Origin of the sequence: Planctomicrobium limosum (assembly GCF_051465645.1) — a bacterium.
GTDB lineage: Bacteria > Planctomycetota > Planctomycetia > Planctomycetales > Planctomycetaceae > Planctomicrobium.
Genome location: NZ_CP195790.1, coordinates 5028294 through 5052438, shown reverse-complemented (window position 1 = coordinate 5052438; position 24145 = coordinate 5028294). Strand labels below are relative to the sequence as shown.

The 24145-nt window shown below is 52.2% G+C and carries 15 protein-coding genes; 10 read left to right on the top strand and 5 right to left on the bottom strand.

What is annotated here, in order from left to right:
* Positions 1 to 136: 136 nt before the first annotated feature.
* Positions 137 to 1570 carry an efflux RND transporter periplasmic adaptor subunit gene (locus SH527x_RS19105; protein WP_437192289.1) on the bottom strand — a complete coding sequence of 478 codons (1434 nt, stop codon included), beginning with the start codon at positions 1568 to 1570 and terminating at the stop codon, positions 137 to 139.
* A gap of 340 nt (positions 1571 to 1910) precedes the next feature.
* Here SH527x_RS19105 and SH527x_RS19100 point away from each other — a divergent pair, with 340 nt between their 5' ends.
* The gene (locus tag SH527x_RS19100; RefSeq protein ID WP_437192288.1) at positions 1911 to 2447 is read left to right on the top strand and encodes a winged helix-turn-helix transcriptional regulator; all 537 of its coding nucleotides are present in this window, start codon (positions 1911 to 1913) and stop codon (positions 2445 to 2447) included.
* 118 nt (positions 2448 to 2565) lie between these two features.
* On the opposite strand, the gene SH527x_RS19095 is transcribed toward SH527x_RS19100, so the two are convergent.
* Both SH527x_RS19095 and SH527x_RS19090 read right to left on the bottom strand, forming a co-directional pair.
* Positions 2566 to 4251, bottom strand: coding sequence for a SpoIIE family protein phosphatase (locus SH527x_RS19095; protein ID WP_437192287.1), 1686 nt, complete (start codon positions 4249 to 4251; stop codon positions 2566 to 2568).
* Positions 4252 to 4390: 139 nt separating this feature from the next.
* A complete protein-coding gene (locus SH527x_RS19090) occupies positions 4391 to 5671 on the bottom strand; it encodes a glucuronate isomerase (RefSeq protein ID WP_437192286.1) in 1281 nt (426 codons plus the stop codon).
* A gap of 550 nt (positions 5672 to 6221) precedes the next feature.
* Between SH527x_RS19090 and ahcY the strand changes: the two genes are divergently transcribed.
* The 4 genes from ahcY to SH527x_RS19070 all read left to right on the top strand — a co-directional run bounded on the left by ahcY (position 6222) and on the right by SH527x_RS19070 (position 14411).
* Positions 6222 to 7550: an adenosylhomocysteinase gene (gene ahcY, locus SH527x_RS19085; RefSeq protein ID WP_437192285.1), complete on the top strand. Its 1329-nt coding sequence runs from the start codon at positions 6222 to 6224 to the stop codon at positions 7548 to 7550.
* A gap of 292 nt (positions 7551 to 7842) precedes the next feature.
* A complete protein-coding gene (locus tag SH527x_RS19080; RefSeq protein ID WP_437192284.1) occupies positions 7843 to 9396 on the top strand; it encodes a type II secretion system protein in 1554 nt (517 codons plus the stop codon).
* A gap of 690 nt (positions 9397 to 10086) precedes the next feature.
* Positions 10087 to 13311, top strand: coding sequence for a CHAT domain-containing protein (locus SH527x_RS19075; RefSeq protein ID WP_437192283.1), 3225 nt, complete (start codon positions 10087 to 10089; stop codon positions 13309 to 13311).
* A gap of 104 nt (positions 13312 to 13415) precedes the next feature.
* Complete coding sequence (locus SH527x_RS19070; RefSeq protein WP_437192282.1) at positions 13416 to 14411, top strand: hypothetical protein; 996 nt, start codon at positions 13416 to 13418, stop codon at positions 14409 to 14411.
* 115 nt (positions 14412 to 14526) lie between these two features.
* Here SH527x_RS19070 and SH527x_RS19065 read toward each other — a convergent pair whose 3' ends face one another.
* Positions 14527 to 15834, bottom strand: a complete 1308-nt coding sequence (locus SH527x_RS19065; RefSeq protein WP_437192281.1) for a dihydroorotase — start codon at positions 15832 to 15834, stop codon at positions 14527 to 14529.
* 83 nt (positions 15835 to 15917) lie between these two features.
* Complete coding sequence (ispF, locus tag SH527x_RS19060) at positions 15918 to 16397, bottom strand: 2-C-methyl-D-erythritol 2,4-cyclodiphosphate synthase (RefSeq protein ID WP_437192280.1); 480 nt, start codon at positions 16395 to 16397, stop codon at positions 15918 to 15920.
* A 687-nt stretch (positions 16398 to 17084) separates the two neighbouring features.
* On the opposite strand from ispF, the gene SH527x_RS19055 reads away from it, so the two are divergent.
* From SH527x_RS19055 to SH527x_RS19035, 5 genes are all read left to right on the top strand, one after another.
* Positions 17085 to 17291, top strand: coding sequence for a carbon storage regulator (locus tag SH527x_RS19055; protein WP_437192279.1), 207 nt, complete (start codon positions 17085 to 17087; stop codon positions 17289 to 17291).
* 67 nt (positions 17292 to 17358) lie between these two features.
* Positions 17359 to 19473, top strand: coding sequence for a S41 family peptidase (locus SH527x_RS19050; RefSeq protein WP_437192278.1), 2115 nt, complete (start codon positions 17359 to 17361; stop codon positions 19471 to 19473).
* 262 nt (positions 19474 to 19735) lie between these two features.
* The gene (locus tag SH527x_RS19045; RefSeq protein ID WP_437192277.1) at positions 19736 to 20758 is read left to right on the top strand and encodes a DUF3500 domain-containing protein; all 1023 of its coding nucleotides are present in this window, start codon (positions 19736 to 19738) and stop codon (positions 20756 to 20758) included.
* 146 nt (positions 20759 to 20904) lie between these two features.
* Positions 20905 to 21609 (top strand): ABC transporter ATP-binding protein, encoded by a 705-nt coding sequence (locus tag SH527x_RS19040; protein ID WP_437192275.1) that lies wholly within the window; start codon positions 20905 to 20907, stop codon positions 21607 to 21609.
* Positions 21610 to 21728: 119 nt separating this feature from the next.
* A complete protein-coding gene (locus SH527x_RS19035) occupies positions 21729 to 24092 on the top strand; it encodes an ABC transporter permease (protein WP_437192274.1) in 2364 nt (787 codons plus the stop codon).
* Positions 24093 to 24145: the final 53 nt, after the last annotated feature.

Below are 24145 nucleotides of genomic sequence, written 5' to 3'. Positions count from 1 at the left end.
GTTGGCCACTCTGTCAGCTGTTTTCGAATTCCTGTCAGAAAAATTCGTCATCAGCAAGTGCAGGCATCAAGAACGAAACACTGCCCCGGAGACTCGGCCGGCGTCTGGTGACACCAGCCGCTGCGTGCAGAAATCGTTATTGTGAAACTGGGACAACAATCTGCTCAGGTTGTTCATCAGCCAGCATTTCGACTGGACGAACAGTGTGGACCTGCCGAGAGATCGATTTGTCTTTGGGAATCGGTTCAACGGTATCAGGCAATGAATCGTCGTTCATTGCGATGACCTCTTCTTCACCGCTCACAACAGAGCCGGAACGCACCCGTTGAACTCCACGCAGGACGAACTTCTCGCCACTGGAGAGTCCTTCGCGAATGATGCGCAACCCACGATACAGCGACCCGAGTTTTACGACTCGACGTTGAATCGTGTTCTTTTCGTCGATCACAAGAATGAACTTTTCTGCCTGGTCTGTTCCAATCGCGAAGTCAGGAATCAGAACAGCTTCATATCGCCCACTGCCTGGAATTCGGACCCGAGTAAACAACCCTGGCGTCAGATCAAGATTCTGGTTCGGCAGGACCGCTCGCAATCGCATCGTACCGGTTCCCTGATCGAGTCGATTGTCGACGAAGTTCAGGTGGCCCACGTGCGGAAACTGAGTCCCCTCATTAGCCAGACCGACATAGACCGGATGTTGAACCGATCGATTGCTCCCCAGCTTTCCTTCTTTGGAGAGCTGCTCATATTTCAAGAAGGAAAGTTCGTCCGCATCGAAGTTACAGTAGATTGGATCCAGCGAAACAATCGTGGTGATCAATGTCGATTGAGTTGCTCCCCCGGTGATCAAGTTCCCTTCCGTCACATGGAGCGAACTGACACGTCCTGTAATCGGTGCTTTGATCTGGGTGTACTCAAGATTCAATTCTGCCGCGGCCAGCGAAGTCATCGCCGAATTCAACTGAGCTTCTGCAGAGGTGACTTGTGTGCGAGAGAGTTCCAGTCGAGCTTTGACTGCACGAAGATTGGCCGCAGACTGACGAACTTCGGATTCGCGAACGTCAAAATCATCCTGAGAGACCGCGTTCTGGCGGACGAGAATACTGGATCGCTCAAGCTGCTTGATTGCCAGATCGTGTCTGGCTTCCGCTTCTTGCACCTCAGCTTCAACCTGCAAAACAGTGGCGGCCGCCTGTTTTCCCTGAGAAGTCGCGCGGCGGATTTCTGATGTCGCGCGACGCACTTCCACATTAAACGGGCGTGGGTCAATCACGCACAGCAGATCGCCCTTCTTGACGATTTGCCCTTCTTCAAAGTTCGTTGAGTCCAGATAGCCACTCACTCGGGCTCGGATCTCCACGAAATCCGTTGGTTCCAGTCGACCAACAAATTCGTCCCATTCGACAATCGGGACTTTAAGCGGAGTGCTATAGACCACTGAAACAGGTGGAGCTTCTTGCACTGCCTGCTCACCTGGCTTCTGAGCACACCCGGCCAGAAGCATTCCAACGCACAAACCCAAGGCAACAACACGCTCAGGCAACTGGGCAAAACAACGAAGCAATATCATCAGTTGTAGCCGTTATTCTTGAGGCGGCGAAGAAATCAAAAAACAACCTGACAGGCAAATCTCCGACTCCTGACACGACTTCACAATCGCCCCACAACGGAGAAACTGAAAGACCCCACCAAAGTCTGCCGAGACTGAAAATCAACTGACCGTCATTGACACTCAGCTGAAACCATGCGAGAACATGAGAACGTTTGGTTGATCTTTCTGAAGAAAACCAAGACGTTTTTCATAAGAGGGACATCTCCCTCAACTCGCGAGTTCGCGCACACTCTGTCACTCTATCAATTTGCCAGCGAGTCACTACTATAACAGTAGCGACTAACTTCTATTATCGTCAATGCAACGTAAACGGGTTGGACAGTCTGAATGCCCTGTTGCCAGGTGTGTCGATCAGATCGGCGACTGGTGGAGCATCCTCATTTTACGCGATGCCCTGCAGGGAACGACTCGCTTCGACGCTTTCCAGAAGAGTCTCGAAATCGCTCCAACCATATTGACTCGAAGACTTAAGTCACTTGTCGATGATGGGCTTCTGGAAAAGCATCGGTATTGTGATCATCCTCCTCGCGAAGAATATCAACTGACCGAAAAGGGCCGCGACTTCCAACCAGTCCTCTTCTCGTTGCTGGCTTGGGGAAACAAACACTTTGCCCCCGAAGGAAAAAGCCTCGTTATCTTTAACGATCGCAGCGGAAGCATCGCTGAACCAGCATTAGTGGATCAGGAAACCGGCGATATCATTTGCGGTCCCGACTTTCGCCTGATCTGTGGACCAGCTGCCAGTACTGCACTGAAAGAGCGACTCGAACGTCAGGCTCAAGAGAGTTCCGCGAACGCCACTGCAAGGCAGTCCTCACCCAAAGCTGCAAATTAGCCTCTGCGGCTCCGAGTTTCATCGAGCTTGCGACCCAGAGGCCGCACACTGCGGTGCGACCTCTTCCACCACTCAACCGGCGCTGACGGAACACCAACGCCGAGCCTGGGCCGATTGGCTACATGCGTCCAAAGACCATCAGAGTGATATCGTCATTCTGCTCGCGGCCATTGGCAAATTTGCGAACATCCTCACGAATGGCGACACCCAGATCAGATGGCGGAACGGGACCGTTCTTCACGAAGTCCCTGAGCCGATCCATCCCATAGAGCTCATTCTTGGGGTTCATTGCTTCACTGACGCCATCGGTATAAATCACGACGGTCTCACCCGGCCCGATCGAGCATTCGATCGCGTCAAACGGGAAACCTTCAATGACACCGATCGGCACACCGACGCTTTCTTCACCCACTTCTTCAATCGAGCCATCCGGCTTGCGAATCATTGGCAACATGTGCCCTGCATTCACAATCGACATCTTGTGCTGAGTCAGATCGAGAATCACGAGCACGAATGTAACGAACCGCCCCTCAACAGCCCGGGCACACATGTGATCATTGATTCGCGACACAGCCTCACTGGCATCTGTCACAAACTCGCTGACACTTCGCACAATGCTCGACATTCGCGACATGACCAGCGATGCCGGGACCCCTTTTCCGGCAACATCCCCGAACGCCAGCCAGATGCGGCCATCGTTCGCAGAAATGATGTCGTAGTAATCTCCGCCGACCGCCTGAGCTGAGTCGTAAGAGGCGAAGAACTGATACCCGTTCACTTCAGGCAGCGTTTCCGGCAACAACGCATGTTGAACATTTCTCGCGATGTTCATCTCGTTGTCTTGTTTTTGCTTTTGCACGTAAGACGTCAACAGCTTCGCAGTTTCATAGCTGATCGCCGCCTGTCCCGCGACGGTCATCATGATATCGAGGTCGTCACTGCGGAATTGAGTCAAAGGGTTCTGGGTATCAATGTGAATGATCCCCACCGGTTCCCCCTGCAGGTCCAACATCGGAACGCACATCATTGAACGGATCGTGAGAGCCGAGATCGACTCGCTCGCATCGAACCGTGAATCACTCGCCGCATCAGCAGACAGGATTGCCTTTTTCTGATTCAGAACGGAGTTCACGATTGTTCGGCTCAACTTCACCGAAGCATCATCACCTTCCCGACGATGCTTCATGGCGCGAGGAACCATTTCCAAGGTCCGCGCGTCCTTCAACAGAATGCAACCCCGATCCGCTGCAGGAAAGATCTGAAACAAGGAATCGAGAATTCGAGGAAGGAGCTTCTCGATCTCCAGAGTTCCGGCCAGTGCCCGGCTGATCTCCAGAACAGCCTTCAGCTTCTCCTGAGGTCGAACATCCAGACTGAAGGCAGCCTTGCCATCAAGTGATCCCAGAATCAGCGAAGTGGGCCGCTCCTGATCTTCCTGAATCTGCACCGACGCAATATTTCCAGCGGCCTGTAACACACGAGAGACCGAAGGGCTCGGGTCCACCTCTTCGGCATCTGACTCAAACCGGACCAGAACAGGGCCAAACTTCAGGCGATCATTTGTCCGCAAGCGGTGTGTTTGGGCAATTTTCTGCCCATTCACAAACGTGCCGTTTCCACTCCCCAGATCTTCGACAAAGAACTCAGCCCCCTCTCGAAAGACACGAGCGTGTTTACGAGAGACCATATTGGAAACAAGCTGAACTTCGCACTCAGGCAAGCGTCCGATGAAAATCTCCGAGTCGCCTAACTCGAAAGTGCGAGCCTGGCCATCTTGCAGCAACACAAGTCGATTAGAACTCATTGTGGAAATCTCCCAGAACCTCAACTGCTCAGAAAATCATCGCATCACAGTCGCTTTTTGCCAACCAGAACACGCCTCAATTCCCTGAACAGCCGCTGCCGATTTACGAACTCTTACGTGCGTTTGCCCTGACACAACGTCAGATGTTGAAGATCCGTTCCACGTTCCCACGCAAGACTTGCTTGCCAAGGGCGAGCGACTGCTCTTCTGACCACTTGCGATGCCGAACAAACTCTTCCGCGAGCACCTGAGCCAGAATCCGGCGATACATACGGAATTTCGGCAAGGCGAACTCCAGCTTATACATATCGCTGTAGTAGCCGATGACCTTGTTTCTTGGAATCGCCTCCAGCCGGCTCTTCGTATCCATCTCAATGAACGCTGGTGTATTGGAATACCACCAATGTCCATTCGCAACAACATTCGGAAAGATCCAACTGTAACTGACCAGTTCCTGATTGCTCATGTGTGTCAGCACAGAGATCGGAAAGGTCACCTGCGGGAAGGCATTCAGAACTTCACGATACTGGATCAATGACACGCGTGAGTCATACAGGTCTTGTCCCTGATAGACACCGTCTTCATAAACTCGACGATTCACACCAATCATCAGATCGAACGGGAGTTTGTACTCCGCGCAGAATTCCGTTAGCGTCCAGAAGGCATAACAGGACAGCACATCCTCTTCAGCAGAAGTCAGAGCCTGTCCCTGCACTGCACGCTGCACGACGGCTGTCGCGGCAGCGACGTCGATCTTTTTCGGAGAGAATGTCGGCGGGAGCGAAATCGCACAGGCTCGACAGCCTTTACTGACAAAGTGTTCGAAAAGCTTGCCAATTGCGGTCCGTAATGTCGCCGCATCTCCGATTTCAACACCAGTCGCTTTTGCCAGCCGTTCCTGAACCGGCTTCTTGCTGAAGTGGAAGACGAGATCATCCGTGCGCAGGCATGGGATATAAACGTTGGTATCAAATCCGGCGAGCGGATCGTCGAAGTCGTTAGTCAGGAAGACCTTTTCGATCTTACTGTGCTTGAGAACATGTTGCTCCCAATCTGGCTGAGCCATTTTCTGCTCGGCCGTATCGTAAAGCGACTCCCAGTTCGACGCGGTAATCCGCTCATCTTTGAAGTCAAAGAATTCACGACAGATATCGAGCAACCAGCTCACCTGAATCGTATTATCGAGATCGCTCAATCGTTCAACGAGGCGGCCGACTTTCTCTTTGGGAGAAATCCCTGGGCCTTCAATCTGGGACTTAGGCAACCCTGCCGAATGCGCCAGCTCGGTGTAGTAGTGATACCCCATAATGTCTGCCAGGTTTTTCGAAGCAGCAGACAGTGGATTGATATGCGAATGGGGATCAATCAGGACAAAGTCTTCGAGTTCCTGAAAGAGGGTGGCACTCAACGAGTCAAACATAATCAAGATCTTCGGCGAGGAATGACAGGACTGTTTGGCACTGACTTAAATCAGCACAGATTCAGCTCGGTACAGCTTCAAAATGCATCAACAGCACCTTGAAAACTCCCATCTGCTCGACGCAACGGGAGTTTCAGAACAGTTTCGCCGCTTGTGCCGGGGACTTCAAGCGGGACTGGACCTGCCAGAGTTGAGTTCCTGAAATCGCGTCCCGTTCCCCTGTTTGGACGTCAAATCCCCAACTCAAGGCCATCGCAAACCAGCAGTACACATCGAGTCAAATCACCTGAAATCCAGATTAAACACTGTTCACTGACATAGTTTTACCTATACTCACCCGTCACATGATGCGTTCCAAAGCTGAAGACAGAAGCGGTCGACGCCGACGTTTGTTCTCACAGCAGCATTGGATTTCGGCGCCATGCGATTTGCAGCAACCGCATGCAAATCAATAAATTACGTTTTCACACTGGAAGGAATCACAGGGGTCGGAGTTTCATCCGAATCAGAGCCTGTCATTCCTCTTATTCCGATTGCAGGAGAATCGCTGATGTCGACCGTGGAATCCCTTCCATTCAAAGTCAAAGACCTGAGCCTGGCCGATCTGGGACGAAAAGAAATCGAACTCGCCGAGTACGAGATGCCCGGTCTGATGGCCATCCGTAAGCAATACGGAGCCACCAAGCCACTCAAAGGCGCCCGCATCGCTGGCTGCCTGCACATGACCATTCAGACCGCTGTTCTCATCGAAACTCTGATCGAGTTGGGTGCAGAAGTTCGCTGGTCAAGCTGCAACATCTTCTCCACACAGGATCACGCCGCTGCCGCTATGGCCGCCGTCGGAATCCCTGTCTTCGCCTGGAAGGGTGAAACGAACGAAGAATTCGACTGGTGCATCGAACAGACTCTGTTCTGGCCAGACGGACAGCCGTTGAACATGATCCTCGACGACGGCGGCGACCTGACGATCATGGTTCACGAGAAATTCCCGGAACTCCTGAAAGGGATCAAGGGGCTTTCAGAAGAAACCACCACCGGAGTTCACCGTCTCGTTCAGATGCACGCAGCCGGAAAACTCGGCCTGCCTGCAATTAACGTCAACGACTCCGTCACCAAAAGCAAGTTCGACAACCTGTACGGTTGCCGCGAATCGCTCGCCGACGGAATCAAACGCGCCACAGACGTCATGGTTGCCGGTAAGGCAGTCGTCGTTTGCGGATACGGCGATGTGGGCAAGGGTTGTGCCGACGCAATGGACGGCCTCGGGGCACGCGTGATCGTCACTGAAGTTGACCCGATCTGTGCATTGCAGGCTGCAATGGAAGGTTTCCAGGTCATCACAATGGAAGAAGCCGCCACCTTCGGCGACATCTTCGTGACCACCACCGGGTGTATCGACGTCATCACCGGAGCTCACCTCGACAAGATGAAGCACAACGCCATCGTGTGCAACATCGGTCACTTTGACTCCGAAATTAACATCGCCTACCTGAACAACCGCAAAGACATCCAACGCATCCGCGTGAAGAAAGATTCAGACGTCGGCGGTCCAGTCGATAAGTACGTCTACCCAGACGGAAAAGCGATCCTCGTTCTGGCTGAAGGTCGTCTCGTCAACCTGGGTTGTGCAACCGGCCACCCATCATTCGTGATGTCCAACAGCTTCACGAATCAGGTTCTCGCCCAGATCGAACTCTGGACCAAAACCGAGAACTACGAAATCGGTGTCTACGTCCTGCCGAAGCAGCTCGACGAAGAAGTTGCCCGTCTGCACCTGGCTCAGCTCGGTGTGAAACTGACCACCCTGTCACAGGCTCAGGCAGATTACCTCGGCGTTCCAGTCACTGGCCCATACAAGCCAGAGCACTACCGCTACTAAGATCGATTGCACGTCGAATTCTCGACATGCAAACATGGAAATGATCGACTCCGGGAGCGATGCAGATTTTCTGCATCGCTCTTTTTTTATGCCCGGACGGATCATCAAACATCAACACAAGAGCCTTGAGAGCCAGAAATCCACTCCTGTTGCCGGCAAGGAATTCCATGAAGAGCCAGCCAAGTTTGGAGACTGTCGATTGACCACCCCTTCGAAAAGTGGGACTCTGAAGAGGGCCAATGGATCTCTCTGATGGCCGATGACACCTGCGACCTTTTGACGCGGATCGACAATGCACGCGATTTCCCGAAAGCTGCTTTCGCAACTCAGAGTTCTTGTCCCTGTTGTCAGTCTGGCCTGCGGAGTCGCTCAACTCGATGCAGCGGATCCATCACCTAAGGGACTCCCTGAAGGTTTCTCCGTCACGAAGCCGGAGATTCCACCAGAACTCGTCGGCAGCATGAAGACGCTCAACGAGAAACTTTCCAAGGATCTCCGCCCGGAAGAAAATGCTGCCGTCCTGATGTTGCAAGCATTCGGGCCGAATACATTTGAACCGGAACTGAAGCGAGACACCTACGAACTCATGGGTGTCAAAGATCTCCCAGATAACTCTCCGCTCTTCGTCACTCTGGGAGAGTTTGCACTGACGCTGGATGGCGTCAAGCCAGAGAACGCTCACGGTACTGCACTCGATATTCAGGCAGAGATGTTCGCCGCTGCAGAGCACTTGTGGACAGCGAAGCAGTTTCCTCGTGTCGCCGAATATCTAGAAGCCAACAAAGAGATGCTGGAAGTAATCACGAAGGCGTCTCACAAGCCGCGATACTATGTCCCCCTGCTCTCCATCGAACAGCCGCCCCGATTGCTTTCTGCAGCACTCAATGTCGAACGACGGTTTCAATACATCTCGAAGATGCTGGCTGCTCGTGCACTTTTAAACGCTCAGCAAGGGAACATCGACGCCTGCATTCAAGATTTCATGACCGGACACCGACTCGCCTGGCTGCTGATTGATGGCTCGCCACTTGATGTCTCGGTCGCAAAAGCCCATGTTGTTGATGCCATCATCTGCCATGCAGAATGCAGACTGATCGAGAGTGGCACGCTGACGAAACCTCAGCTCGAAGCCTTCGCGAAAGCGCTCAGCGAACTCCCCCCACTTCATTCTGCTGATCGCGCCATCGATATCGGTGAACGGGCGATCGTGCATCAAGAGATCGAACTGCTCAGCACCGACTTGATCTCCGTTTCTGGCTTCTTCGAATTACCCGGTCAGGAAACCCTTCCACCCAGTGAGATCCCTGATCTTTCCACATTGAAATGGGATCTGGCACTAAGCCGAGCAGATGAAATCTGGGATTTGATTGTCAAAGCGCTCGCAACCAAAGACCGTACAGAACAAGATAAGCTCTTCGCTGAACTCAATACTCAGTATGAGAAATGGACAGAAAGCGACGATGCTGATCCTCGAAAGTTCACCGCACTGCTCAAGGCCGACCCCGTTGCTGCCAGTCGACTGATCGGTGAAAACATGGCAATGTCGCTGCGGCCACTCTGGTGGCAACGACGACTCACCGACGAACGGGCACGTGTTCGTCGCGATCTCGTTCTCATCGGAACAGCACTGGCGATGTACCGTCAGGACAATTCAAAGTATCCGGCCAGCCTTTCCGAGCTCTCCCCGAAGTATCTGAAATCGATCCCACTCGACGCACACTCTGGGCAACCATTTGAGTACGAGAGCAAATCGAATGGAGAAACATGGGTCATGAGTAACGGCCCGAATCTGAAGAACGACGCAAACAGTCCCTACAGCGACGACAATGCGATTCGTTTCAAATAGGCGAACACCTCTCATGTGACAGAAACCCTGCCACTGCCAATCTGATTCTCGAACATGCGGTCGACCACTTTGGTTGACCGCATGTTCGCATTTCCAGACCGTCCCCGCCGCGCCCAAAGCGAGTGCACTCGATTGGAACTCGATCCAATTTATCGCAAACGAAGTGAACGAGCGATCTCAAGCAATATTGAAAACTACGGAGCAATTCAGACGCCCGACATTCAGCATTTTCCCTGCTCAGAAGACTGCTAAGCGGCCGCACGAGTCACTAAACAAAATCAGAAAAACACATAAACGCATCGTTCATGCATGCACAAAAAAAATCGAAAACGCAGACAATAAATGAATGTTTTACTAAAGAATTCTCGTCCAATTCATACTCAACTGTAGTTAAAGATAGACACACTCCCTGCGGAGAGAAACAACCTCCGACAACAAAGCACAACACCAAAGGCTCCACAAATCGCCGCGAAAGAACCTCAAACACCGTATTGCGAATGAAGCAATAAGGAGCAGCTACTCCACTGCCGGAAATGCATGCATGCCGTGAAGCAACATGTCACATTTCGCATTACCACCCAGAATGTCGCAGTCGTTAGTAGAAACAACGCGATCCATTCTTATCACACTATAGATGCCAGAAATTCACTCAGCACCGGTCAGACGTGTTAACTAATGGGGAATGACGACATGCCGAGCGAGAGAACCAAATCTCGATCAACTCAACCAGAGTGGATTCAGGCAGTCCATAAACTCGGACTCTTTCTGATCGTCTGGGCAGCAACTCCAGCACTGACTCAAGCACAAACACTCACACAGCCAGGAATTCTGATTCGCGAAGATTCGAACAAAGAGATTCTTGTCGAAAAGGTCCCCACGCTACCGGGACAGAACCAGAATCAGATTGGCTACTTCATCACACGTAATGGTTTAAAGGCTCATTTCCTTCGGCTTCCCATTGACGCGAACAGCACAGAGCCATCGCAGTCGACATCCCTGTCCCCATTAGGCAGCGTCAGCCGAGGTGACCTCTCCGGAAACAGCAATGTGATGACCGTTGCAGTCAGTCATTTGGACCAACTGGCAAGCGGAGAGATCGTCAGAAACTTCGGAGAAAGATCGTTGCTTACCCCTATCCACGAGGGATGGAATCTCAGTGGCAAAGTGTCAATCCGAAGAAGCGCTCGCAGCACCGAGCCTCATTTCCCTGCCGACAATTGCACACTAACATACGGTCGCACAAAATGGGACTTCCCCTTCGCGGCAGGAGTCCAGACGCTCCATTGGTCGGACATTCCGAACCGACCAGCTGAACTCGAAAATGGCCTCCCTCCCGGTCGATATCTACTGAGGTTGCATCAGGCCGATGAAACCGCGTCGTTCCATGTGATCGATCAGAAATCCGCAGAGAACCTTCTTCAGAAAAGCCGGGCATTCAGAGATCAGTTTGCAAAGCTTTCGCCAGACCTCGCTGATCAGCTGACAGTTGAAACATTGCTCAAAGCAACCAGTGACGGACAACCAACACCGTTTCTGGCTGATGTTCTAGACATTCTCTCCCGCGACAATCTATCGGATCACCTCAAGACCCTTCGTTCTGAAATCCAGGATCGACTTACAGGAACCAATCCACCTGAGCCGAATGGTGACCCTGAATTGAAGGTAATCGACTGGGCCAGAGATCTGCTCGCAAGAGGACAATGGGATCTTGCAGTAGAAGTCTTGAATTCACCAGAGGCCAACTCAGGGGCGCGTTCAGCACGTCTTGCGAAAATGTATCGCGGTGTCGCACTTGCAGAATCTAGTGCCACCCTCGCTGCGACTGCTGGAGGCGAATTTCAAGCGGCGCTGGAGGACATCAATTCCGCACCGCCAGCAGATGCATTTCGCATTCACAACAATTACGGCAACTTCCTGCTACGACAAGTTCAGAACGGGCTGAACAACCGCACCATGCTCGCAGCCAGCGGAGGCGGTGACACACTTTATGAGCTGCTCTCCCACTGGCTCCGCGGAGAGCTGCAATATCGTCAGGCACTGGCACTCGGAACCCAAATTGGCCCTGACCATGAGGCCGCAGCGAAGGTCAGCCTGGCTCGGCACTACGCCGCACTGGCAGATACGATCTACACCATCAACGCTGGCCTCCCAGAGCAACAAAGACACCTACAACTGGAAGAGGGTGCCAATCGTCAGGCCGTGCGACTCGCATCGATTGAATTGACATCAGACAACAAAAGCGACCATGCCACGCGCGGGGCCGCTGCTGAAGTTCAGGCCCAACTCCACCATCGGCGCCAACGATTCCAGGAGTGCCTCGCTGCCTGCGACCACGCACTGGAAGCCTACATCAAGATGGGCTCGATTCTTGGTGTCGAAGGAATTCTGCGTTTGCAAGGACTTGCCCAATTAGGCTTGGCGCGTCAGGCCGATGCAACGCGTTCTCAACAACTCAGGCGGAACGCTTACGATTCGCTTTACGGATCACATCAGCTTTCAGAATACCTACGCAACCAGTTCCCTGGAGACGTGATCGGACTGGGTCAGGCTGGTTTTCTGGCCAGACGTGCTTATGTCACTAATCGACTTGTCGAGCTCCTTCTCGAACGCGGGGACAATACGACCGCACTGCAAATGATCGAGACAGCCAAAGCACGAGCATTGCAGGAGATACTTGAGTTCAGCACCACCCCCGTTACGAACAAGGCGGCACACGCCGCGGAGCCCCCTGCAATCGCTCAGGCATGGCCAGAGAAAGTGGTGGCACTGGAATATTTCCTTGGCGAAGAACAAGCCTGGGTCCTCTGTATTCAAGGGAGTGCTGAACAGACGCCTCAGATCACCGCAGTGAGGTTGACCCAGCAGGACGGGTCGCCTGTTCAAACGCCAGAGTTCATCGCCAGAGTTCGAACCTTCCTGAATGAGATGGAAGGAGCGGCAGGCAAACTCCTTCGAAATACTCCTCCCGGCCAGCCGTTTAACAGCAAATGGCAGGACGATCTCCATCGATTCTGGCATGAACTGATTCCACAGTCGATTCGCCCCCAGCTTGCACAGGCCGAAACGATCGTCATCGTGCCGCAACACCTGCTGCATTACTTCCCATTCGCGGCTCTTGTCACAGAAACAGACACTACGAAACGCGGGGCATTCGAATCCGCAATGCCCAAGTTCTGGATTGAACAGGATGTCAATCTCGTCTACGCCCCTTCAATTGCAACCTGGCAAATCTTGCGGCAGAAGGAAGATCAGGTCGCAAGAGAAGTGAACGCCATCGGGATCGCTTCGTTTGCAAACGCGGCTCCTCTCCCCGGCGTGAACTCTGATCTCGAAAATGTCCGACGGAGCTTTCCTGCTCAACTCAAAACGATCGCCACAGGGAGTAATGTCACGGAAAAGACAATGCAAAACCTGATGAAGCGACCTGGCCTGGTCTTCATTGGAACCCATGGTACGAACATTCCAGACGCACCATTAACCAGCCATCTTCTTTGTCACAGCGATTCTGAAAATGATGGAAATTTCATGGCCGGTGAGATCTACGGATCTCGTTTAGAAGCATGTATCGCAGTGCTAAGTGCCTGTTACTCAGGGCTGGCAGATCGCTCTCCCATCGCAGGCGACGAGCTGTTTGGAATTGAACGGGCCTTGTTGCACTCCGGAGTGAAAACAGTTGTCGACGGTGTTTGGGATGTCTACGACGCAACGGGATCTGAAATCATGAATCATGCTTTCAAGTCCCTTGTCGACGGAGACACCACACCTCGGGCCGTGGCGAATGCTCAACGAGCGTTCCTCAAAGACCGTCGCACTGAAGGGCCAGGAGATCCCTGGATTCATCCCTACTTTTGGGCTGTTTACAAAGTGTCTGGCAGTGACCTGACACGAGTAGCCCCTCCAGTCGCAGCGGAATAACACGCAGCGACGCAGAAGACCGGGAGCGTCACGGATGCCTCCCTGCGGTGACCTCAGGATGGGGAACAATGGTTTGAACCGTTTTCTCGACTGAAAGGAATACCATGAAGAAGTTCTCGTTTTGCGCCGGAGCACTGGCAGTCCTACTAGGACTGTGTGTGTCACCGGCTGTTGCCCAGACGGCGACAGAAGCACCAGCAGACGATGCCGTCGTGGCAGAAGAAATGCCGGTGTACACGATCCCGAATGAACTGAACGACCCTGCCTTTAACCAGTATGTCGACATCACGCTATTGGGTCCGGCTTGGTCAGCTAAGGATGCCGCAGCACTCACCGACATCGCCCTGCAACTGGCGGAAGGCGAACGAATTCTGCTTCGCTCTCACAAAGCAGGGAGTTCTAAAGATCTGCTCAATCTCGCAACAAAGATTGCTCAGAGCTCGGACGACAAAGCCGCATTGGGACGAATCGAACAGGCAGCAACTCATCTGAAGTATGACGACGTTGTTGCTTCAACAAAAAGCAGCAATAAACTCGCTGGCGCTAGCCGAAGAGACGAACCTGCTATGAAAGTGGATCTCAATCAGACTTCGCTTCAAGGGATCGCCACTTACAGCTATCTGCTTGATCAACTGCGAAACGCGGAACTGCTGAGCGACAAATCCGCCCTCGAAAGCTTCGATTCGGTTATCGATACAACCTCAGGACTGACAGAAGCTCAGAAGGAATTCCTGAAACGCCGCAGTGGAGAGATCAAAGCTCTTCCAGACGATCCTGCAACAAATCAGAATCGTATCATCGCCACGATCGCCAAACTCGAAGGTGACAGCCGACATGGCGGACACGGTGGTCATGGCGGAGGAGGAGGAGGCTTTTACATGAACATTGGCTCCGGGCCTGGACAATTGCAAATCGGTATCGGTGGACCTGGAAGTGGCATGGGGCGACCGCCGTACCCACCACGTCAACCTTGGCCGCCGTATCCACCGCGCCAACCTTGGCCGCAATACCCAGGAGTGGGTTACCCACCACGTCCACCATATCCAGGTGGAGGATATCCGCCACGTCAACACCAACATCAACACCACTGGCATCGTTAAGACCAAATCGGTCTAAAACCTTGAAGTGCTCCTAAAACAAAAATGCCCGACATGACTTGATCATGCCGGGCATTTCTTATTTCTATCGAACTCAACTGAGGGCAGATCGCACGGCCTAATGATGGTAGGTGACCTCACCACCGCGAGCATTGGCGTCCACGCGTCCTTCGTGAAACACGGTCTTGCCCAACACAAGAGTTCGCACTGGCCACCCTGTCAGCTCGACACCGTCCCACGGGCTCCACTGCGACTTAGTCAATTGCTCGGCATCGCGAATTGTCTGCTTCAGGTTCATGTCTACCAGAACCAGATCGGCGTCGAATCCTTCGCGAATCGCTCCCTTGCCTTGCATGTCCCAAATTCTCGCAGGAGCAGCACACATCCAGCTGACGATCTGATCCAGTGTGCATAGTCCGCGGTTGCATGCATCGAGCATCAGTGCGAGAGAGTTCTCAACGGCTGGCAACCCTGATGGGGATTTCGGATAAGGCTGTGCCTTCTCTTCGAGCGTATGCGGTGCGTGGTCCGTCGCGATGACTTCAATCACCCCATCACGGAGCCCCTGCCAGATCACATCATTGTCCGAGGCGAGTTTAATTGAAGGATTCATCTGCACCCGAGTTCCCAGTCGAGCGTAGTCATCGACATTGAAGAACAGGTGATGCGGGCATGCTTCTGCTGTCACCCAACTTGGCCTGTTGCGCAGAAACTCGACTTCTTGAGCCGTTGAGACGTGCAGCACATGAAAGCGATGTCGGTAACGAGTCGCGAGATCAACGGCTCGCTTTGTTGCGATCAGGGCGGCCTCATGATCACGGATTCGAGAGTGGTCTTCCAATGTTGCGCTGGCGCCAACTCGGTCTTTATTACTGCGAACTGTTGTCTCATCTTCGCAGTGAGCACAGATCGGCAGTGTTGTTTCCGCAAAGATGCGTTCCAGCGCTTCCTGTTCGTCAACCAGAAGATTCCCGGTGCTCGAACCAATAAAGATCTTGATGCCCGGCGTCCGTTTGGCCTGTTGCAAGACCGGAAGATTCTCTGCGGTCGCTCCAATATAGAATCCGTAATTCACAACGGATTTGCTGGCGGCTCGATCCAGCTTGTCATGCAAGGCTTCAAGCGTCACCGTTGCCGGATTGGTGTTCGGCATCTCCAGAAACGTTGTCACGCCCCCTTTGGCGCAAGCCAGACTGCCTGTGTGCAGATCTTCTTTGTGCTCAAGCCCGGGTTCGCGAAAGTGAACCTGATCGTCAATCACGCCGGGGATCAAATGTAACCCGGTTGCATCGATCGTTTCATCCACACGAGTCGTTGCCGGTGGATCAATCGCCAGAATCTTTGATCCTTCCAGAAGTACATTGGCTAGCCTGGCCCCTTCCGGAAAATGACACTGTGCTCCAGAAATCAAAATACGTTCAGCCACAATTCACCGTTTGAGTTCGAACAGCTTGTCTTACTTGATGATCCAAGACGAGACTCAGGATCGATTTTCAGTTGAATCAGAAACTATGCGCGGCTCAGCAAAACGACGACTTCCGCTGAGACCGCTTCCTGTCGCCCGATCGGACCTACGTGCTCGCCAGTTTTTGCTTTTACGTTGACCTGCGTGGATTCCACTCGCAACAGCCCTGCAACAGAGTCGCGAATCTCTGATTTCAATTGAGCCAGCTTTGGACGTTGAGCAAAGATGATGCAGTCGGCATTCACCACTGACCACCCTTCGGCAAACACCTTTTCCAGAACGCGATTCAGCAACACCTTGGAATCCGCCCCTTTGAACTCAGGGGCTGTGTCTGGAAACCAGTCTCCAATATCCCCCCAGGCAAGTGCTCCCAGAATGGCATCAGTCAACGCATGGAGAAGCACATCTCCGTCACTGTGAGCAACACAGCCTTTCTCATGGGGCACCTTGATTCCCCCGAAATAGAGATCGAGCCCCGCCTCAAGCCGGTGAGTGTCGTGACCAATTCCAATCCGCTGCTGCATTGTCATCTTCACTGGTAGGAAACCCAGTCCCACGGTCCCCCTTCATCGACCGGGGAGACTCATCACCGTCGCAGGACCAGATCCAAGCCTTGATTTCGTCGCTGTACGAGAATCGCTTCTCAATCTGAGACCACTGATCATATCGAGTTTCCCCCCGACTCGCCCATCGCTGGGAGCATGTCGCCATCGAGAGGCGAAGCAGACTGTCCAGCAATTCTTGCCTGCTGGTCGCCTGTGCCTGAACTTCTCATCAACGTCACACACAAAAATGGAGAAAACAGCTCAAGATTTCCTTTAAGAAAAACTCTTCCAATTCTGCAATGGTGTACGCCGGTTTATTATCGAATCGTGGACGCCTCAAGAAATTTTTGAACCGGCAGGGAATGCCGTTCGTCTACAATTCGATCACGCATCTGGTTGTAAGGTCGCCAGAATGAGTTGCAAAGCTGTGAACGGTTTACAAGAGAACGCACCTAGCAGTGTCAACCCCAATCCAAAATTAAAATTTCCACAAAACGTATAGCTAACCATAAACAGCACTTACACATAATTCAAACCACTACAAAAAGCAATTGGCACGGCGACTGCATTAGATCTTTTTCAGATGGCGAGAAGGCAAACAAAGAAAATCACCTCGCCAAGACATGTTCAACAGTAACAGTTAATCCAAGGAAACGGAGCTTCACCATGCTGGTTCTCACCCGAAAAAAAGGCGAACTGATCCAAATCGGCGACTCAATTGTAATCAAGGTGATCTCATGCGGACGCGGAAAAGTGAAGATCGGAGTCGAGGCTCCAACAACCACACGAGTTCTTCGCGGTGAACTGGTAGACAGCCTTGATCGCCCAGCCGCTGTAACTGTCTCGGCAGCCCCAATTCCGATGGCTCACTAGCAAATTTTGTACAGAACGACTCTGAACGCAGCTAACATTACAAACCATCAAATCAGGAATGACTCCTATGAAGACTAAAAACCCCACAGCCTTGAGCAACTCGGTCAAAATCGCACTCGCACTGGTTCTTTTGCTCATCTCTGGAACCGCAAAAGCCGAGGGCACCAACGACCAACTGCCAGCTGTCGCGACTCCATCAAATAGCTCAATCGTTTCGCCAGTCATGCACGCTGGCTTCGAAAAGACAATTAATAATGATGATGGGATACCGCTCGCTCGGGAGGATGTAGTCCCACTTAAAACCGCGGTGTCGGGAAATTCCGGCACCACAGCAGAAGACGCCCAGCTGAAAATCAGCGGGCGGGCGACAAACGCCAAGATGCAGACCTTCCTGGCTCGCAGCAACTTCAACCAGCTGCAGACAGTCTTTCGTGAAGCATCTCAGATGGTCGATGCCCGCCATGTGAACCCACCTTCATATGAAGTGCGAACACAGGCAGCAGTGATGGGCGTGATGATGGCCCTTAACAACAGCGAATTCTTGCGAGCAAACGGAGTCAACCAGAACACTCAGGCATTGCAGAGCGTTCAGATGCAGTTGCAGCAGGTTGCTCAGACTCAGGTTGCCCGTGATGCGAATCAGGCACTGGCTCTGATGCAGACTGTCTCCGAACTGGTCAGCCGTGGAACAGGGATTCGACGTGAAGCCGTCGCACTGGAATTCTTCAACGGAACAATGGACTCACTGGATAAATACTCAGCCTTTATGCCTGAAGCAGGAAACGGTGCCCCAGGTGCAATGCTCGACACAGTCATGACTGCCGGACTGGAAGAAAACATTGTCGGGGTGGGTGTTGAACTGAAAGCTCATGCTCAGGGAGTGGAAATCATCGGGGTTGTCGAAAACAGCCCAGCAGCTGAACTGGGTTTGCGAGAAGGTGACCTCATCGTCGCAATCGCTCAGCAGAACATGGCTGGACGAACCCTGAACGAAGTCGCAGATCGATTGGGCGGTGCAGCCGGATCTTCAATCACAGTTGATATCAGCCGCGACGGTCAGAAGTTTCGCGGAACAATGGTTCGTCGCCGGTTCTATGTCAGCAGCGTCACTGGAGTAAAAATCATCGACCCAGCAACTGCAACTGGTTACATCCGCATGAAGCAGTTCTCTGAGTCTTCAAAGGTGGATCTCGAAAAGGCTCTGTTCTCTCTGCACAATCAGGGAATGAAGAATCTGGTCTTCGACCTCCGAGGAAACCCAGGTGGACTGTTGGATGTCTGTGTCGAAATCTCTGACATGTTCCTGACTAAAGGTGTGATCGTTTCCACAAAAGGTCGTAACGCATCAGACAACACTCAGGAAGTTGCAAAGTTTGCCCAGACCTGGGCTGTCCCACTGGTGGTCCTTGTCGACGACAACTCAGCAAGTGCCAGCGAAATCTTTGCAGCAGCAATCCAGGAAAATGATCGAGGAATCGTCGTCGGCCGAACTTCATACGGAAAAGGAACTGTTCAGACCCACTTCCCAATGAACTCTGCCCCAGCGATCCTGAAGTTGACCACAGCAAAGTTCTACAGCCCAAATGGCCGCGAAATGTCCGGAAGCGGAGTGACTCCAGATGTCACAGTGAACACTCAGGTGACCGGATACCGTGGAACAGACAACGACGCCGATGTTCAGGCTGCAAAAACCCTGATCAACCAGAATGCTCCAAGCATGCTGCTCTCAGGAAACCTGAACCGCAACCAGTTGAACATTGGTCAGAACTACAACGCTCCAAACAACTACAATTTCAACAACAGCAACTACACACCAAACTATCCTAACGTCAATCCAAACTTCCCAGCTCCAGGACAGAACTATAACCTGTCAAACGGCTGGAACGGTGCCCCAGCGTTCAACAATGGAAACATGAACGCTCCAAACTACAACAACGTTCCTAACAACTACAACTTCAATAGCACACCAAACTTCCCAGCTCCAAACCAGAACTACAATCTGTCAAACAGCTGGAACGGTGCCCCAGCGTTCAACAACGGAAACATGAACGCTCCAAACTTCAACAACGTTCCTAGCAACTACAACTTCAACAACACTTCAAACTTTCCTTCTCACTACCCTCGCCCAGGCATGTTCAACCCACAGGCCAATCAGGTTCCTGCAGGACTGAACGAACTGTAAGCGAAGAGAACAAAGCAAAGTCAGCAGCGATTACCTCAACACTGACAATCAAAATCTTCAGTAAGCCGCTCTTTCTCAGGAAGGAGCGGCTTTTTTTGTTTGAAGAATTCACCAACTCTTGCAAGTTCCGAATTGCGAACTGGACACTTGGTAGAGCAAACTGCAGGACCGCTCTACAATCTTGAAACTGATTTGAAACCGGGTCGGTACAGAAACTCCAAATTCCTCGTTGACGAAAGCAAGATTTATGAGATTTCTGGCAATGTCTGTCGCACTGGTATTTGCAGTTGCCTCCAGTGCAATTGCAGATGCGAGCAAATCAAGTCAACTCGCCAAGGACATGACAACCGCTGCTCAAAACTACATCGCCGGATTGAGCAAAGCACAGCTCAAACGTGGGGTGCTGCCATTCGAGCACGAAGAGCGAACCGACTGGACCAACGTTCCGAAAGCAGTCCGAAAAGGCATCCAGCTTCGCGAGATGCCACAGTTTCAACGAGACCTCTGCTTTAAGTTGATTGAATCGTCACTCAGCCCGGAAGGTTACAAGAAAGCCAGATTAATTTTGGCGCTCGAAAACAATCTTCTGGAAGACGAAAAAGGGGGCGGGCCATTTCGGGATCCATTGCGTTACTTCATGACGATCTTCGGAACACCTGCCATGGAAGGAACCTGGGGATACAGTTTTGAAGGGCACCACCTGTCCCTGAATTTCGTCGTTAAAGATGGCATTGTGATTGGTGACACCCCAAGCTTCTGGGGAGCATGCCCAGCCACAGTCAAGACCCACATTGAAGATGGTCCACCAGTTGGCACTCGCACATTGGCGGACGAAGAACAGTTCGGCTTCGATCTTCTGGACTCAATGACTGAAGATCAGCTCAAGAAGACAGTCATCGCCGACAAGGCACCAGGTGACTATCGCAACAACAACAAACCAAATCCTCCGAGCACACCTGGCGAAGGGATTTGCGCTAAGGACCTGAACGAGAAACAGAAGGCCATTCTCTGGAAGCTGCTTGAAACTTATTCAAGCCACCTTGCTCCAGCGATTTCCGAAGTTCAACTCAGCGAAATCAAAGAGGCTGGCTTCGACAACGTCCACTTTGCGTGGCTCGGCGGAACCAAACCTGGAGTTCCACACTACTACCGCGTGGAAGGTCCGACATTCGTTCTTGAACTGATCAATGTGCAGGACGACCCACAGGGGAACCCTGCAAACCATATTCACTCCGTCTGGCGCAGCCTGAAACGCGACTTCGGCTTCAACACTGCTGCGAAGTAGTGATCAGCCCTCACCTGGGCTTCGATTTTCATGAAATCGTACTTGTAAGGTGACTACGCCGTTCAATAATTTCATTGACCTGACACGAACATCCCCCCCTCTTCCATTGCCAATGAACATGGAAGAGGGCTTTTTTGTATCACTATATGAATACTGTATTTCGGGTTCGCGGAGTCACAAAAATCTATGGACAAGGCGAGGTCGAAGTCCAGGCACTCCGTGGAGTCAACCTTGATCTTCATGAAGGAAAATTCATTGTGCTGCTGGGCCCTTCCGGCAGTGGCAAGTCGACTTTGTTAAACATTCTTGGCGGGCTCGACATCCCGACCTCTGGGACGGTGCTGTTCCGGGATCAGAATCTGACAGAGGCCAACGAATCACAGCTCACCAGATTTCGCCGTCAGCATGTCGGATTTGTTTTCCAGTTTTACAACCTGATCCCCAGTCTCACTGCTCAGGAGAACGTCGCACTCGTCACCGAAATCGTTGACAACCCGCTCCCTCCTGCCGAAGCCTTGAGACTCGTTGGTCTGGGAAAGCGAATCAATCACTTCCCATCCCAGCTTTCCGGAGGAGAACAACAACGAGTTGCGATTGCGAGAGCGATTGCGAAACGTCCGGACGTTCTCCTGTGCGACGAACCGACTGGTGCATTGGATGTCAAAACCGGAATCACTGTGCTCGAAGTCATTGAGCAGATCAATCGCGAGATCGGGACGTCAACGATTGTCATTACACACAACTCGATGATTTCCGAAATGGCAGATTCCGTAATTACATTAAGTGATGGTCAAATCGTTTCAGATAAAAAGAACACCGAGAAGATTCCCGTTCGTGATCTGAAATGGTGAAATTTCCAGTTACGAACTCTACCTGTCATCATCAACGAACAGGCGTTAGCAATATCACATCTTGACTCAGATTGGTCGAAAAAGACCGAGTCGTTCTGGCATTGAGACTGTTGTTTGAGATGTCTGCTCTTGATCGCAAAATGTACCGTGACCTTCTGCAGATGCCAGCGCAAGCTTTGGCAATCGCACTGGTCATTTCGTGCGGGCTGGCAGTTCTCATGATGGCCGTCGGCACCCATCGCTACCTCAAACGAACCAGAGACACTTATTACAACCAGTACCGGTTCGCTCAGGTTTTTGCAGGTGTGAAACGCGCCCCGAAGCCCATTGGCGAACGCCTGCGTCAGATCCCGGGAATCGCTGCACTCGATCTGCGAATTGTGAATCAGGCAGTCATCGACGTTCCCGGTTTGAACGAACCTGCGATGGGACGTTTCATCTCTCTCCCCCCCTACTCCGAACCAACACTGAATCGGGTGTTCATTCGCAAAGGACGCCCGATTGATCACTCTCGTCCAGGTGAAGTGCTTGTCAGCGAAGCGTTTGCCCTTGCGAATCATCTGGAGTTAGGCAGCACACTCAAAGCGGTCATCAATGGCCGGATGCAGCCCCTCACCATCGTTGGCTTTGCTTTAACTCCGGAATACATCTTTCAGATCCGCCCGGGAACTCTTCTCCCGGACGAACGTCTCTTCGGTATCTTCTGGATGAGTGAACTGGAACTCGAAGCGGCTTACAACATGGAGGGTGCCTTCAACGCTGTCGCCGCCACACTGACACATGGAGCTTCGGAAGCGGCTGTCATTGCCGACATCGACCGACTTCTGAAACCTTATGGCTGCACCGGTGCTTATGGTCGCAACCTGCAGGTGTCCGCCAAATTTCTCTCCGATGAGCTGAAGCAACTGCAATCCATGGCAATTGTCGCCCCTACGATCTTTTTCGGGGTCGCATGCTTTCTGTTAAATGTGGTTCTGGAACGAATCATCACCACACAACGTGAACAGATCGCCTCGTTGAAAGCGTTCGGTTACAGCAACCGTGAAGTCGGAATTCACTATGCCAAGTTCGTCCTTGTCATTGCCAGTATCGGAAGTGTGATTGGAATTGCCGGAGGGCTTCATTTTCAGGAGTTTATGTCGAGAATGTACTCCAGCGTTTTCAGGTTTCCGTCCTTTGAATTTGAATTCGATCTTCCGTTAATCGTGATTGGTGTGATCATCACCATGACCGCCGCGATCCTTGCGACACTTCGACCGGTTTACAAAGCGGTCTCACTTCCACCAGCGGAAGCAATGCGGCCTGCTCCTCCTGCCAACTTTGGCCCCACGTTTGCAGAACGTGTCGGGATTCATCACTGGCTGTCGACTTCAGCTCAGATGGTTTTAAGGGAACTCGAACGTCGTCCCATCAAATCCATGATGTCGACGCTCGGTATTGCCATGGCCGTCGCGGTGCTGGTCCTTGGACGCTTCGCCGTCGATGGGATCAGTTACCTGTTGTACTTCCAGTTTTCATTGACTCAACGCTATGACGTTCAGGTCTCCTTCATTGAACCGACTTCCCCTCGCGTTCGTCGTGAACTGGAACAGCAGCCCGGAGTCATGCATGTTGAAACGATGAGAACGGTTCCTGTCCGCTTCCGCTCAATGAATCGTTCCCGACTTTCGACCATTACCGGAATCGGAGACGAGCCGACCCTTTACCGCATTATCAGTGTGAAAGAACGTCCATTGAAGATGCCGCCTCAAGGGCTCGTTCTGGGAAAGAAACTGGCTGAGATTCTGGATGTGCGAGTTGGTGAAACACTGGTCGTCGACATTCTCGAACGGGACAATCTGACACTGGAAATCCCGGTCAACGGGATCGTCAATGAAATGACTGGCGTGAATGCTTACATGTATCGTGATCAGTTGCATCAAATCTTGCAGGAAACGGATGCCTGCAACGCGGCCTTCCTGATGGTCGATCCACTGTACGCGGATGAACTGTATCAGCGTTTGAAGCAGACCCCGCGCGTTGCCAGCGTTCTCGTCAAAGATACCGTGGTTGAAAGCTTCAAAAAGACAGTTGCCGAGAACCAGTTGCGGATGCAAAGCGTCAATATGATGTTCGCGTGCATCATCGCTTTCGGAGTCGTCTTTAACACGGCCCGAATTTCACTGGCAGAACGGAGTCGGGAATTTGCGACACTCCGCGTGATCGGGTTCACCCGATGGGAGGTTTCCAAGATTCTCCTCGGAGAGTTGTCGATCCTGACGCTCCTCGCAATTCCATTGGGCTACATGATCGGCTTTGGCTTTTGTGCAATCCTTGTCATGTCATTTGAATCAGAGAATTTTCGAATGCCCCTGATTATCAGCAACTACACGCTCGGACTCGCAGCGACAGTCACATTTCTGTCCGCGATGGCCTCCGGCTGGTCAGTACAGAAACAAATCAGTCAACTGGATATGATTGGATCATTGAAAAGCAAAGAATAAGAATATCAGCTTGGTTCGATCTCCCTGACGCCCCGAGAGCAGGCTTTTCAGCT

Coding starts and splice junctions, on each gene's coding strand:
- SH527x_RS19105 (WP_437192289.1), bottom strand. CDS start 1,570: ATGATATTGCTTCGTTGTTTTGCCCAGTTGCCTGAGCGTGTTGTTGCC.
- SH527x_RS19100 (WP_437192288.1), top strand. CDS start 1,911: ATGCAACGTAAACGGGTTGGACAGTCTGAATGCCCTGTTGCCAGGTGT.
- SH527x_RS19095 (WP_437192287.1), bottom strand. CDS start 4,251: ATGAGTTCTAATCGACTTGTGTTGCTGCAAGATGGCCAGGCTCGCACT.
- SH527x_RS19090 (WP_437192286.1), bottom strand. CDS start 5,671: ATGTTTGACTCGTTGAGTGCCACCCTCTTTCAGGAACTCGAAGACTTT.
- ahcY (WP_437192285.1), top strand. CDS start 6,222: ATGTCGACCGTGGAATCCCTTCCATTCAAAGTCAAAGACCTGAGCCTG.
- SH527x_RS19080 (WP_437192284.1), top strand. CDS start 7,843: ATGCACGCGATTTCCCGAAAGCTGCTTTCGCAACTCAGAGTTCTTGTC.
- SH527x_RS19075 (WP_437192283.1), top strand. CDS start 10,087: ATGCCGAGCGAGAGAACCAAATCTCGATCAACTCAACCAGAGTGGATT.
- SH527x_RS19070 (WP_437192282.1), top strand. CDS start 13,416: ATGAAGAAGTTCTCGTTTTGCGCCGGAGCACTGGCAGTCCTACTAGGA.
- ispF (WP_437192280.1), bottom strand. CDS start 16,397: ATGCAGCAGCGGATTGGAATTGGTCACGACACTCACCGGCTTGAGGCG.
- SH527x_RS19055 (WP_437192279.1), top strand. CDS start 17,085: ATGCTGGTTCTCACCCGAAAAAAAGGCGAACTGATCCAAATCGGCGAC.
- SH527x_RS19050 (WP_437192278.1), top strand. CDS start 17,359: ATGAAGACTAAAAACCCCACAGCCTTGAGCAACTCGGTCAAAATCGCA.
- SH527x_RS19045 (WP_437192277.1), top strand. CDS start 19,736: ATGTCTGTCGCACTGGTATTTGCAGTTGCCTCCAGTGCAATTGCAGAT.
- SH527x_RS19040 (WP_437192275.1), top strand. CDS start 20,905: ATGAATACTGTATTTCGGGTTCGCGGAGTCACAAAAATCTATGGACAA.
- SH527x_RS19035 (WP_437192274.1), top strand. CDS start 21,729: ATGTCTGCTCTTGATCGCAAAATGTACCGTGACCTTCTGCAGATGCCA.